This window comes from Dellaglioa sp. CoH-57-MRSF-18, assembly GCF_056781995.1.
In genome coordinates, this window is the sequence record NZ_JBXAXX010000003.1 from 225,178 (window position 1) to 239,501 (window position 14,324).

Here is a 14,324-nt window from a genome sequence, read left to right on the forward strand (position 1 = left end):
GGAAATATATATTATGAAAAAAACAAATAAATTATTATTCGCTGCATTACTTGGATTAGGTATTACAGGAACAGCTGTTACAACAGCTAACGCATCAGAAACAAAAGATTATGTATCACATGGTAACGTTGAATTGACTAAAAATGACGGAACAACAGACCCTGGTATTACTGATCCAACAGATCCAGGACATACTATCGATCCAACAGACCCAGTGAACCCAGGTACTGGTGGCCCATTAGCAATTGACTACGTTTCTAACTTTAACTTTGGTACACAAAAAGTAACAGGTAATGATACAACATATAACTCGGAATTAGTTGCAGCAACAACAGATAACCCAACAGCTGGAACTAAAAAAGACCTTGCAAACTTCTTACAAGTTTCAGATAACCGTGGTACAGTATCTGGCTGGAAACTTTCAGTTCAACAATCAAAAGCATTTACAAGTGAAACAACAAAATCAGTATTAGATGGCACAACAATTACGTTATCTAACCCTGAAGCAAATAATGCTGATAAAAATGGTACAAAACCAGCACCATCAATTTTAACAGATAACCTTGCAATTTCTTCTGCATCAGGTGATAAAGTTGTTATGCAAGCTAAAGATGGCGAAGGTTCTGGTACTTGGGTTGAAGCATTCGGTAATGCAACTAAAGACGCTGATAAAGCTAAAGCTTCTGTTAAATTAGCTATCCCTGGTGATAGCAAAAAAGTCGCAGAAAAATACACATCAGATTTAACATGGACACTTACAGACGCTAACTTATAAGAATTAATTCTATCAATAAAAAAAGGTTATTAATTAAAAGGGGAAATTAAAATGAAAACAACTAAAATCGTAACAAGCGCAATTATTTTATCAACATTAGGTTTAACTGCAGCACCAGCTGTACATGCCGCAGACCATACAGAAAATTACACATCATTAGGTAAGATTGGTTTTACAGAAAATGATGATAAAACACCACCCGTTAACCCAGTTGATCCAGATAAACCCGTTGATCCATTAGAACCAACTGTTCCTCCTGTTAGTCCTGGTACTGATGGACCATTATCAATTGATTACGTTTCTAACTTTGATTTTGGTGAAAACAAAATTTCTGGGGACGATACAACTTACTACGCTGCACCTGTCAAAGCAGTTAGTGGTGCTAAATATGCTACTTACTTACAAGTAACGGATAAACGTGGTACTAATGCTGGTTGGAAACTTTCAGTTAAACAAGAAAAACAATTTAATGATGGCTCAGCAGATTTAGATGGTGCAGTATTAAAAATGGGATCACAAAAATTAAATTCTAAAAATATGGATAGTGTAACTAATGCAACAACCCCAGCTATAGCCGATGCTACAATTACAGCAACACCTGGTAGCGCTGTTGAAGTCTTGAATGCAGCTAAGGGTCAAGGTATGGGTACTTGGACAGATTCATTTGGTGTATATGATGCAGATGCTACAAAGGATACAGCAATGAAGGCTGTTTCATTAGCCGTACCTGGTAATTCAGCTAAAGAAGCTAAACCATATACCACTGATTTAACATGGACAATTACTGACGCAGGGATGTAAACCTGTATCAACTAGGTTATTAAAAAATAGAGGGAATCAATAAAAGGGGAAATTAAAATGAAAACAACAAAAATCGTTGCAAGTGCAATTGCGTTAACAACATTAGGTTTGACTGCAGCACCAGCTGTACATGCCGCAAATAATACACAAACATATAATGAAACAGGTAAAGTAGGTTTTGTCGCAGGAAGCACAAGCCCAACAAATCCCACAGATCCAATCGATCCAACAAATCCAATTACACCAGATCCAGATCCAGATCCAATCAAACCTGGTACAGATGGACCTTTATCGATTGATTACATCTCTAATCTTGATTTTGGTGCTGATCATAAGATTTCTGGTTCTACAGAAACTTACTATGCACAACCAATTTCAGCTACAGATAGTAAAGGTGATAAGGTTAAACGTGCTAATTACTTACAAGTAACTGATAACCGTGGTACAAATGGTGGTTGGAAACTTTCAGTAAATCAAGATGCCCAATTTAATGATGGGACTTCTGAGTTGGCTGGTGCGCAATTAAAAATGACCGGTCAAACATTTAATTCTTCAAATATTGGTGACACGACAACAATCCCAACTGCTTTAAATAGTGGTGTTATTACACCAACTGTTGGAAAAGATGTTGAAGTTGTAAGTGCTGCTAAGGGTCAAGGTATGGGTACTTGGACTGATTCATTTGGCACATATGTCGATGGAACAGATACAGATGCTTCAATGAAAGCAATCTCATTAGAAGTACCTGGTAAAACAGCTAAATCAATTGGAACAAGTTACAAAACTAACTTAACATGGACATTAACAGACGCAGGTCTATAAAAAGATTAGAAGTAAGTTAAACCAAAGGGGAAATTAATTATGAAAAAAGCAGCAATTGCAACATCAGCACTTTTAGCAGTTACGTTATTTTCAACATTAGCACCTGCAGCACATGCTGCCGATATTACAAAAGGCACAACAGGTGATGTTAACTTCGTAGCTAATCCAGCTACTGGGGCAGGCGAACTTAAGCTAATCAGTGCACCGAGTGTTGATTTTGGGGATCAAGAAATTAGTGGATCAACAAAAACTTATGAACAAACGTCTTTTGGCGCTAAACCAGAGGATGCTAATATCCAAGTTGATGATAACCGTGGCTCAAATGTCGGTTGGAATTTAACAGTTGCAAATACACAATTTGCCACGGCAACGGGTACGGCACTTGATGGTGCTAAGTTAACCTTAACAAATGGTTCAATTATTAATGGTAATGGGGCAAAGTTTGTGGCTAATCCTGCAGCAACTATGCTTTTAGATGGTTCATCTAAAGCTGTTCCAGCAGTAGATGCAGCTAAAGATAAAGGTATGGGGCCTAACACATTACCTGTTACTAAAGCAACTTTAGAAGTACCTGGTGCAACAAGTAAATTAAATGAAAAATATACATCAACAATTACATGGACATTAAAAGACGCAGCATTATAAAATGCAGAAAGGGATAGGTTAAAACAATGAGCTTGAAAAAAAATATACGACTAGCAGTAGCCATTGTCCCCCTCCTTGCATTTTCGATGATGGTAAATTCAGTAGCCGATGCAGCAGTTGCAACTGATGGAAAAACTGCGATATCATCAGCTAACTTAACATTACTTGAAAAGTCTGGTCCTGTTGATCCGTTAGATCCATCAAAACCAGTGCACCCACTCAATCAAGTTACGCCAACAACTGGAGACTTAAGAATAGATTATATTTCTAGTTTTCATTTTGGGGCACAGGATATCTCGGGGAGTAATAAAACCTACTATGCAACTTTTGATAAAGTAGCTGACATGACTAACCGTCGTGACTCAAGTGGAGTGTGGGACACACAAAACCTAACAGATAAAGATTATTATAATGTACCTAATTACGCCCAGGTCACAAATAATACAACGGGTAATTGGTCATTAGGTGTTAGTAACACTGTTTTTAAAAGTCCTAGCGGGAACGTGCTTAAAGGTGCTGTACTAAATATTAAGAATATCGAAGCACATAGTGAAAATCCAGGTTTAGGGCTAAGCGGGGACTTACCAGGTAACGTTAAACTTACAGGAACTGGTGGTACTCCTGTTTCGGTTGTTAGTACGACAGATGGTAATAGTGATAATCCGTTCGGTACTTGGACACTTGCTATGGGTACTGATAAAGCGGGAACTAACTCTACAGGAAACGATGCAGTGTCGTTATTTGTTCCTGGTACCACTGTGAAAACAAAAGAAGCTTATACATCAACGTTGAAATGGACATTGATAGCGGCTCCATAAAGCTAATTTGAAAAGAAAGAGGATTTTTACATTGAATAAAAAATTTTTTGGAATCATAATGGCGTTTGTGGCAGGATTGGTTTTATTTAGTGGACAAGTTCAAAAAGCGAACGCTGCTGAAATGAACTTTGCCGTTACTGCAAATCTTCCAAGTAATCAAGTTGATAAGCGCCAAACCTATTTTAATTTAAAAATGAAGCCTAATCAGAAACAAGATGTTACTGTCACATTGAAAAATTCGACTAATAAAGCAGTTGTCGTAATGGCTGAGGCAAATACAGCTGTAACCAACGATAACGGTGTGGTTGAATATAGTCATGTGAAACCAAAACTTGATAAAACAATGGTAAATCCTCTATCTTCAATTGTTAAGTCGGATAAAGAAGTGACAATTCCAGCCAAGAAAAGTGTTGTGCATACGTTCCATATCACAATGCCCGCTAAGAAATTTAATGGCGAAATCGATGGTGGATTATACTTCTATGAAAAGATCGACAAAGATAGTGAAAAAAAATCAAAGAGTAACGTTCAAATTAAAAACCGTTATGCATTTGTGATTGGGACAACGTTAACTGAAACAGATGATGTTGTTAAACCTGATATGAAATTACTTAAAATTGAACCAGGTTCAGTTAATTTCCGTAATACATTGAAGGTAAATTTACAAAACCCAACAACAACACCTATTCGTAATTTAAAGGTAGCCGGAAAAGTCTATTCAAGAAATGGGGATGAAGCCTTACATGCTTCAACCACTTCGAATATGACAATGGCTCCCAATACGAATTTTAATTATGGTATTTTTTGGGACAACCAACCCTTTAAACCTGGTAAGTACCGTCTAGAAATGACGGCAACTTCTGGTGTGAATAAGTGGAAATGGACTGAAAACTTCACAATTGATGGCGCAACGGCAGATAAATTGAACGAAAAGGCAGTTGACTTAGAAAAAGATTATACAATGTGGTATATTCTTGCAGGAATCTTCTTACTTCTACTTGTATTATTGATTATTTGGTTCTTAGTTCGTCGTAATAAAAAAGATAAAGAAGAAGCTGTCGCAGAAGCAAAACGACAAATTTTATCAGAATTACAAACTGGTGAAAAAGAAGATAAGTAGTCGAAATGGGTGAGGTATGGTTATGGGGAAAAAAATAACGAGTACTTTAGTAATTGGTCTTTTGGGGTTATCTTTTAGTTTAGGTGCATTCGGTAATACCGCAGAAGCGGCTAGTTATACAAGTGAAATGGGAATTGAATTTGTAGGTAAAATGCCAACAACTTCTCAGGTGACACCAGATCCAGACGGGAGAACACCTGTCTCAAAGAATGTTGCATCGAATCAAAACAGATTACCTCAAACCGGTGAAATAAAAGGATCAGGATTATCAATGATAGGATTTATTCTTTTATCAACCGCAGGATTAATTGGATGGGTTAAATATAACGATTCAAAGCAATCAAAATAAAGAATAGTTAAAATTAAAGTAGGCTACCTTCGTATTTATATGAAGATAGCTTATTTTTTTTGCTTATTATCTAAGTCCAATTTAGTTAAAATTAAAAATATACTAGTGGTTAAATTTGCAAAAGAAAGCGTTAACATGATAAGCTGTGTTTAAGGTATTAATAAAAAAATAAATATAAATATAAGGAGGTATTAGTAATGCTCTAACTAATTTTTTTATGGAGGGCCTGTATCAAATAATTGTTTATAAACCAAAATAGAGGAGATGAATAAAATGAACAAAGTAGAAATGAGTCAGACAAAGAAGAATGTGATTAAAACGGTAGCGGTGGTTGGATTATTGAATTCAGTAATGATTTTAGGGGTAGCTAATAATTCCGTAGATGCTAGTAACCATGAAAAGCAGGTGGCGACAGCTAAAGTAGGTACGAAAGAATTAGGTGTTATTACAAGAGGCTCAATGAAAGTATCTGGAACGGGTGCAAGTGGTCTACACTTACAAGGTAATAATACAGTGACAACAGGTACATTAGATTTTGATTATGAAGGAAAGTCGATTATTTCGGCAGGAATTAATGAATCGACAGACTATGTCTTGTCAGTTCCTTCAGAGTTAGTTCCACTTTTTAACCATGATTCGTTCAATAATTATATAACAGGAAATTTCCAATTTAATAACGGAAGTAAATATACGTATAATAAAAATGATATCCGAGTTGAGGATAATGGTAAAACATTACGAATCAAAAATCCATCTCATTCTTGGATTGCATTTGCCGACTTCAAAGTTCATTTATCTCTTGATATTGGGCAAATGGTAACAGATACAGGTATCAGAGTAGCGGACGCAGAAAATAACTCAAGTTATATATTTAATAGTGGTTTAGTAAAAAATGGTGCGCCAATTGATTGGGACGTGTTGGGTTCATATAATGCTTCTGACACGTTGCCAACATATCACCTAGACCCGGGTTGGGCACTTTTGAAAGAAATTCCAACCGTTGAAACAATTTTTGATACAGATACAACGGTATCAGGTCGTGGTGTTCCAGGTGCTAAAATTGAAGTTAAAGTTGGCGATAAAGTTATAGGGACAGGTATCGTTGATGAAAATGGACTTTACGAAGTTACTATTCCTAAACAACATGAAGATACAACAGTTAGTGTTCGTCAGAATACAGGTGTTGGTTGGAGTGATGTGAAAACTACGGTAGTTAAGCATAAAGATGTTACGATTGCTAAACCAACTGTTGATTCTTATTATCAAAGTGATAAATATTTAACAGGTACTGGAGAAACAGCTGGAAATACAATTATTATTGCTGATGCAAGCGGTAATGAAATTGCTAGAACAGTCGTACAGTCAGATCTTAGTTTCTCTGTACAAATTCCAGAACAAGGAGCCTATACACTTCTTTATATAACTGAAACAAATGGGACAGAAATAAGTCTTGCAACGGTAGTTCCAGTTCGTGAAGGGTAACCAAAATAAACTGTAAATTGGCAAAAGTAATTCATCATTTTTTTTGATGAATTACTTTTGTATTAAAACAAAATCGATAAAGCGGTTACTTCATAAATTAGATAAATATTTTTTAATTAAAAAAATATGTTTACATTTAAATAGATTATAGGTAAACTGGCTATGTCGCAGTAACCAGATAATAAGTTTGCGATTAGGTTACAGCTAAGTTAACGAATAAATCTATTAGGAGGGACTAGGGGGTCACAACTAATCAGCTAGACTAATGAGTTAAATATAGTAATGTTAGGTATAAATAGGCAGCAACTATAGGGGGAGGACTAAACAATGAAAGGGCATAACAGTAATAAAAAAGAACGAATCTCAGCAACGTTAATGACGGGAATTATCTTAGCAGGAGTGATGACAGGTAGCATTGTTAACGTGGTTAACAATGAGGGCCCAGGAACTTCTGTCCAAGCTAAAGAGCTAGATGAAACCGTTAAACCTCAAACAGCATCTTCTGAAAAAACAACCGAAAAAAGTACATCGATAAAAGCAACAAAAGAAGAAATAACAAGCGAAGTAGCAACTAAAGAAGAAGTAACGAAAGCACCAACAAAAAAAGTAGCAACGACTAAAAAAAGTGAGACAGCAGTACCAGCTGCTGGTTATGTTGGTCCATCACAAGGGGCCATTAATACTCAGTGGAGTACTACCGATGTGGCATCAAATTCTAAAAATGAGTATGTGTCACTTACAGGAGGCGGGAAGTTAGTAAATGGTGTTCCAACAAACAACGCGGGAAAAGCAGATGATACAGCGACTCCTGTTTTATATTTTGGTAATGCAGCATTTAATTTCCAACCAAGTGCGCTGACAAATAACGATTCTTACAGTGAACAGGGTAATGCATCTAGTTGGGCATTTACGAAGGTTGGTGCCAGTGGAAGAAATCCTAATCCAAGAAAGTCTTATGGAATTATCATTAATAATGCTATTCCAAAAGATCGTGGATATGGGTATGCAGCAGAAAGTAACACGACGCCTAATACAATTGAAAGTGCTGTAAAACTTGGACCAATTACAGATTACCATCTTTATAAAAATAATGATGGTACTGGATTCAAAGCTACAATGTACGATGTAACATATAAGGTGAGCTATACATTTGAAGAAATGTATGATGCAGCAGGTGGTATATATAGTTATTTCAGTATCACAAATAATGATACTGCAACTCGAGCTATTGGTGCAGCTCAGGGGGTCGATACTTTGGTTGATAAGGATGACGTCCCTGTAAAAAGTTTGGGACCTAACAATGGATTTAAAATGGTAAGTGATAAACATACCTTGAATTACAGATTGAAGGATCCCGGTAATAATACTAGCTTGGGTGGTTGGACTAATTATTCAGCTGGGAAAGCTACCGGTACTGGTATATTAGATATATCAAATATAAGTAGTTATTTCAAAGGTGGAGCTGTAGGAACTGGAATGGAGACATCAGTGCTTGATAAAATTATAGCTATCAACGACATTAGTCAGCCAGATACTCCGTTTAAGGGAGATAGTGCTTTTGTAATAAAAGCTAATCCTAAAACGTTAGCCCCAGGAGAAACATTAACGACAGGTTCTTACTTAACTTATAAAGAAACGACACCAAGTATTCCACCTGTTGCAACTGTAACACCATCAACAATTAATGCTTATGCGGATCAAACAGATTCATTTAAAATTGTAGGTAAAGTTTCAGATGAAGATAGTACAAAGGGATACATTCAAATTAAGTATCCAGATGGGTCAATATCATCGCCAGCAGAGAATACTTATGAAACAACAAAAGATGGTGTCGATTATTCTGCAAAGATTGACCCTACAAAATTAAAAGTAGGTGCAAATAAAGTTATAGTAACTGCGATTGATGCTGGAGGTACCGAACAATTAAAACCAGTTACCGTAACTGTCAACTTATTCAAGTTGGGTGCAACTGCTATTCCACAAAAAATTGATGTTGGCGGAACCGTTACAATAGATGAAACAAAATTAATCAAAGATTTAACAATTATGAATACTAATAAACATACATTAGAAATTGATCCTACAAATCCATCAAATAAACCACTTGATAACACAAAAGTTGGTTTCTATATACAAGATATGATTTTGACGGATACGGATGTGACACCTAATGAAACTGCTAAAGTTGCCGTTCCTGTCAATGTAATAGATGGTGATACCGTCGTTGATGGTGATTCTGTAGTTTACGCTAAGGATTTTAGTACGGACAGTAAATCTATCTCGGGATTAACAGAGACTAAATTAAATGAGTTCATATTAACAGAGAGTTCGGCTAAAGGTTGGATACTATCAACTGGTGCTGATTCTAAAGTTACAGTTAAATCAACGACACTTACACCAACTTCTAGTGCTGGTGACTATGAAGCAGTTATTGTAAATGCTCAGGGTGTTGAAAAAACGATTAAGATCACAGTTGCAGGTGGTGGTTTAGCAATTACTGCAGCCTCTGATGAAATGACTTTTGGTTCAAAAGATGGGGTAATGTTGCCTTACAGTGGAGAAAATTTCAATCTTCAACGTACTGCTGAAAATACTGTATCAATTTCTAATCTAGGCAAAACAGCTTGGACATTGAAGGCTAGCGTTTCAAAACCTTTAACAGATGGATCTAACACATTGAAAGGTGTTTTGAAATATATAGATGCAACTGGAACTGCACAAGATTTAGATACTGGTAGTACAGAGGTTGGTTCAGGTCAGACAGAAGAAACTAAAGATGTCACTTGGGCAGCCGATAAAGGTGTTGTTGCTGAACTTAATGGAAGCAACATGTCACTTAAAGCAGGTAAGTATGCAGGGGAAATAACATGGACACTAACGGATGCGCCTTAATCCTAATCCTTGCTTAATTAACGTTAATCATTAGCATTTTGCTAATATTATAAAAACATCAAAATCTGACGAGGGGAGTAGATACGATGATAAAAAGAAAGTTAATTTTGGGAGTTCTTTTAGGTAGTATGGTACCGGCTGGTTTTACCGTAACGCAAGCTTTGGCAAGCGAAACAGTGAATTATCAGTCGCATGCAACTATTGAATTCGTGAAAAATACTGACGGTACACCGCCAGTTGATCCAACAAATCCAACTGATCCGTTAAAACCGGTTAAACCAGTTAATCCTGGAACAGATGGACCATTATCAATTGATTACGTTTCGAACTTACAATTTAGTCAACAACAAATTTCTGGTAAAGACAGTGTTTATTATGCACAACTTGACCAGTTAGTTGATAAAAACGGTAAGGTTGGGGAATATCCAAACTATGTTCAAGTAACGGATAATCGTGGTTCAAACGCAGGCTGGAAACTAACTGTTGCACAGACCAATCCATTTATGAATGGTAAAAATAAATTAGATGGAACGATTATTACGTTAATGAATGGAACAACTAACGGAAGTAGTAATATGAGTCAGCCGACAGCTAGTCAAGCAGCCATCAATCCAGATGGCAAAGCAGTTACTGTGATGACAGCCAAGGTCGACAAAGGTATGGGAACATGGACAGACCGTTTTGGTAAAGATAATACAGCTGCCAAACAAAGTGTGTCATTACTTGTTCCAGCTGAATCAAACAAAGTAGCAGGGGCTTATAAGTCTGAATTAACATGGACTTTGACAGATGCTAACTTATAAAAAAGGTTATATAAAGGGGAAATAAATGATGAAAAATTCAAGTAAATTATTATTAAGTACATTATTAGGCGTAGGTGTGACAGGTGCCATTATGACAACTGCTCATGCATCTGAAACACAAACATATACATCACACGGTAAAATTGAATTGACTAAAAATGATGGTACAACAGATCCTGGTATTACGGATCCAACAGATCCTGGACATACTATTGATCCAACAGATCCTACAAACCCAACAGATCCAGGTACTGGTGGCCCATTATCAATCGATTATGTTTCTAACTTTAACTTTGGTGCTCAAAAGATGTCAGGTAACAACGAAACATATGACTCTCAATTAGTGACAGTTAAAGATGCATCCGGAGCTGATAAAGATCTTGCAAACTTCCTACAAGTTTCAGATAACCGTGGAACAGTAGCAGGTTGGAAACTTACTGTTCAACAAGCAAAAGCATTTACAAGTGAAACAACAAAATCAGAATTAGATGGGACAACAATTACGTTATCTAATCCTGAAGCAACTAATGCTGATAATAACGCATCAAAACCAAAACCAACATTAACAAATAGCGTTGACATTTCAGCTACATCAGGGGACAAAGTTGTTATGCAAGCAAAAGATGGCGCAGGTTCTGGTACATGGTCTGAATCCTTTGGTAACGCAACAACAGATGCTGCTAAAGCCAAAGCTTCTGTTAAATTAGCTATCCCTGGTGATAGTAAAAAAGTTGCAGAAAAATACACATCAGATATTACATGGACACTTACAGACGCTAACTTATAAAATCTAAATTAGTCAATAAAAAATAAAAATGGTTATTAATTAAAAGGGGAAATAAATTATGAAAACAACTAAAATCGTTACAAGCGCAATTATTTTATCAACATTAGGTTTAGCTGCAGCACCTGCAGTACATGCTGCAGATTATACATCAACAGGTAAGGTTGGATTTATGGAAAATACAGATCCAACAACACCCGTTGATCCAACGGATCCAACAGGCCCAGTAGGCCCAACGGATCCAACAGACCCAGATAATCCTCAACCAGGAACACCTGGCCCATTATCAATTGATTACGTTTCTAACTTTGATTTTGGTTCAAAAAATAAGGTTTCTGGAGACGATACAACTTACTACGCTGCACCTGTTAAATTAGCTGATAAAGATGGTAAAGAAGTTACAAGAGCTAACTACCTACAAGTAACAGATAAACGTGGATCAAATAAAGGCTGGAAATTGTCAGTTAAACAAGTAAAACAATTTAACGATAGTAAGACTGATTTAGATGGCGCACAGCTAAGTATGGGAACACAAACTTTAAATTCTAAAAATATTGGCGGAACAACAGATCCAGCTATAGCTAAAGCTACAATTACAACATCAATTGGTGCTGACGTTGCTGTCTTAGATGCTGGTAAGGATCAAGGTATGGGGACTTGGACAGATTCATTTGGTGTCTACGATGCTGATGCTACAAAAGATACAGCAAGTAAAGCTGTCTCATTGAAAGTACCTGGTAATTCAGCTAAAACGGTCGGTTCATCATATACAACAGATTTAACATGGACATTAACAGACGCTGGTTTATAAAATTAAGTCATATCACTTTCTAATAGGCTACAAAAAAATAGGGAATTAAAAAAAGGGGAAATTAAAATGAAAACAACTAAAATCGTAACAAGCGCAATCGTATTAACAACATTAGGTTTAATTGCAGCACCAGCTGTAAATGCAGCAACAGTAGGATCACTTCCAACAAAAGGTAGCGTTGGTTTTACAGATAATACAGATCCAACAGGTCCAGTTGATCCAACAGATCCAACAGATCCAGTTGACCCAACAGACCCTCCAATTAACCCAGGAACAAATGGTCCATTATCATTAGATTATGTTTCAAACTTTGATTTTGGTTCAAAAAATAAAGTTTCTGGTAGTGATACAACTTACTACGCAGCTCCTGTTGAAATAACAGATTCTAAAGGAACAGCAAAAGAAGTAGCTAACTACTTACAAGTAACAGATAACCGTGGATCAAATGCTGGTTGGACAGTTAATGTTAAGCAAGAAGGCGCATTTACTGACGGTACAAAAGAATTAACTGGTGCTCAATTGAGTATGAAAGATCAAACATTTAATTCAACAAATATGGATGCGACAACAACACCATCAATAATTGGTGATAAAGATAATAATAGTGTCGTTGCTCCTACAGTTGGTAGCGATGTTAAGGTTGTTACTGCTACAGACGGTCAAGGAATGGGAACATGGACTGATTCATTTGGTAAAGATGCTAAAGCTAAAGCCGTTTCATTAACAGTACCTGGTAAAACAGCTAAAAATCTTGGAACAATATATACAACAGATTTAACATGGACATTAACAGACGCAAACTTATAAAAATTGGGTTAACAAAAGGGGAAATAAATTATGAAGAAAACAGCAATTGCAACAGCAGCACTTTTAACCGTTACTTTGTTTTCAACAGTAGCACCAGCAGTACATGCTGCTGATGTAACATTACCTTCATCAGGTGATGTCAACTTTGTAGCTGATCCTGCTACTGGAGCTGGAGAAATTAAATTGACAAAGGCACCAAGTGTTGATTTTGGAGATCAAAAAATTAGTGGATCAGATGCAAAATATGATGCAGCTACTATTACAGATTCTATCGTTGTTGATGACAACCGTGGTTCAAATGAAGGTTGGAAATTAACAGTTGCCAACACACAGTTTACCGGCTCAAAAGAATTAGCTGGGGCTAAGTTAACATTGACGCCTGGAACTGTTTCTAATAATAATGGGGCAAGTTATAATGCTACCCAACCAACAGCGGATATGGTTTTAGACGGATCTAGTCAAAGTGTTGCAGTAGTAGATGCAGCTAAAGACATGGGTATGGGTACTAACACGTTACCTGTTACTAAGGCAACCTTAGACGTACCTGGTGCATCAACTAAATTAAAAGAAAAATATACATCAGTAATTACATGGACGTTAAACGACGCACCATTATAGGATGCAGAAAGGGATAGGTTAAAACAATGAGCTTGAAAAAAAACTTACGACTAGTAGTAGCCATTGTCCCCCTCCTTGCAATTTCAATAATGGGAAATTCAGTGGCTGATGCAGCAGTAGCGCCTGATGGAAAAACTGCAACCACAGCGGCTAACTTAACATTACTTGCAAAGTCTGGTCCAGTTGATCCATTAGATCCGACAAAACCAGTACAACCAATTAATCCAGTTACGCCAACTACTGGTGACCTGAGGATAGATTATATTTCTGATTTACATTTTGGTACTCAGAAAATTTCAGGAAATAAAAAATCTTATTATGCTGCTTTTGATAAAGTAGCTGATTTAACAGGACATCGTGATGAAGCTACAGGTGAGTGGGTTATAGATAAGCTCACGGATGCAGATTATAGGGATGTACCTAATTACGTTCAGGTTACAAATAATACGACAGGAAACTGGTCGTTGACGGTTAGTAACACATCATTTAAAAGTGGTGCTAATGAACTTAAGGGTACTGTGCTTACAATAAAAAATGTAGCATCGAAAACAGATAACGGAGATCCTGATGCCGGTTTATTTACCGATAGTATATTATTAAAAGGTGACGGTGCATCATATCAAGTAGTAGATCCAACTGCCAATACTAATCCCACAGGGACCTGGACAATAGCAATGGGTGATGCAACAACAGGTAATAAATCAGCGAGATTGGATGTGCCTGGCCCGGCTGAAAAAGTAGCTGGTGAAACATATACGTCGACATTAAACTGGACATTGACGGCGGCTCCATAAAGT

The 14,324-nt window shown here is 36.7% G+C and carries 15 protein-coding genes; all 15 read left to right on the top strand.

Translation table 11 applies throughout. The features are described 5' to 3' along the window. The first annotated feature begins 13 nt into the window (after positions 1-13). The 15 genes from AC1RPG_RS04800 to AC1RPG_RS04870 all read left to right on the top strand — a co-directional run bounded on the left by AC1RPG_RS04800 (position 14) and on the right by AC1RPG_RS04870 (position 14,321). Complete coding sequence (locus tag AC1RPG_RS04800; protein ID WP_481761468.1) at positions 14-775, top strand: WxL domain-containing protein; 762 nt, start codon at positions 14-16, stop codon at positions 773-775. A gap of 51 nt (positions 776-826) precedes the next feature. Then, entirely contained in the window at positions 827-1,576 is a 750-nt protein-coding gene (locus AC1RPG_RS04805) for a WxL domain-containing protein (protein WP_481761467.1), read from the top strand. Positions 1,577-1,633: 57 nt separating this feature from the next. Further along, positions 1,634-2,398: a WxL domain-containing protein gene (locus AC1RPG_RS04810; protein WP_481761466.1), complete on the top strand. Its 765-nt coding sequence runs from the start codon at positions 1,634-1,636 to the stop codon at positions 2,396-2,398. A gap of 39 nt (positions 2,399-2,437) precedes the next feature. Continuing rightward, positions 2,438-3,043 carry a WxL domain-containing protein gene (locus AC1RPG_RS04815; protein ID WP_481761465.1) on the top strand — a complete coding sequence of 202 codons (606 nt, stop codon included), beginning with the start codon at positions 2,438-2,440 and terminating at the stop codon, positions 3,041-3,043. A 26-nt stretch (positions 3,044-3,069) separates the two neighbouring features. Further along, complete coding sequence (locus AC1RPG_RS04820) at positions 3,070-3,861, top strand: WxL domain-containing protein (RefSeq protein WP_481761464.1); 792 nt, start codon at positions 3,070-3,072, stop codon at positions 3,859-3,861. Between the two features lie 31 nt (positions 3,862-3,892). Then, complete coding sequence (locus AC1RPG_RS04825; RefSeq protein ID WP_481761463.1) at positions 3,893-4,981, top strand: WxLIP family cell surface protein; 1,089 nt, start codon at positions 3,893-3,895, stop codon at positions 4,979-4,981. 22 nt (positions 4,982-5,003) lie between these two features. Further along, on the top strand, positions 5,004-5,330 hold the full coding sequence (locus tag AC1RPG_RS04830) for an LPXTG cell wall anchor domain-containing protein (RefSeq protein WP_481761462.1): 327 nt from the start codon (positions 5,004-5,006) through the stop codon (positions 5,328-5,330). 273 nt (positions 5,331-5,603) lie between these two features. Further along, entirely contained in the window at positions 5,604-6,812 is a 1,209-nt protein-coding gene (locus AC1RPG_RS04835) for an Ig-like domain-containing protein (RefSeq protein WP_481761461.1), read from the top strand. A 327-nt stretch (positions 6,813-7,139) separates the two neighbouring features. Then, positions 7,140-9,704: a hypothetical protein gene (locus tag AC1RPG_RS04840; RefSeq protein WP_481761460.1), complete on the top strand. Its 2,565-nt coding sequence runs from the start codon at positions 7,140-7,142 to the stop codon at positions 9,702-9,704. An 86-nt stretch (positions 9,705-9,790) separates the two neighbouring features. After that, entirely contained in the window at positions 9,791-10,507 is a 717-nt protein-coding gene (locus AC1RPG_RS04845; protein ID WP_481761459.1) for a WxL domain-containing protein, read from the top strand. A gap of 25 nt (positions 10,508-10,532) precedes the next feature. After that, positions 10,533-11,294: a WxL domain-containing protein gene (locus AC1RPG_RS04850; protein ID WP_481761458.1), complete on the top strand. Its 762-nt coding sequence runs from the start codon at positions 10,533-10,535 to the stop codon at positions 11,292-11,294. A gap of 58 nt (positions 11,295-11,352) precedes the next feature. Beyond that, a complete protein-coding gene (locus tag AC1RPG_RS04855) occupies positions 11,353-12,102 on the top strand; it encodes a WxL domain-containing protein (RefSeq protein ID WP_481761457.1) in 750 nt (249 codons plus the stop codon). A 66-nt stretch (positions 12,103-12,168) separates the two neighbouring features. Continuing rightward, a complete protein-coding gene (locus AC1RPG_RS04860) occupies positions 12,169-12,909 on the top strand; it encodes a WxL domain-containing protein (RefSeq protein ID WP_481761456.1) in 741 nt (246 codons plus the stop codon). 30 nt (positions 12,910-12,939) lie between these two features. Then, the gene (locus tag AC1RPG_RS04865) at positions 12,940-13,527 is read left to right on the top strand and encodes a WxL domain-containing protein (RefSeq protein ID WP_481761455.1); all 588 of its coding nucleotides are present in this window, start codon (positions 12,940-12,942) and stop codon (positions 13,525-13,527) included. Positions 13,528-13,553: 26 nt separating this feature from the next. Further along, on the top strand, positions 13,554-14,321 hold the full coding sequence (locus tag AC1RPG_RS04870; RefSeq protein ID WP_481761453.1) for a WxL domain-containing protein: 768 nt from the start codon (positions 13,554-13,556) through the stop codon (positions 14,319-14,321). Positions 14,322-14,324 lie beyond the last annotated feature (3 nt).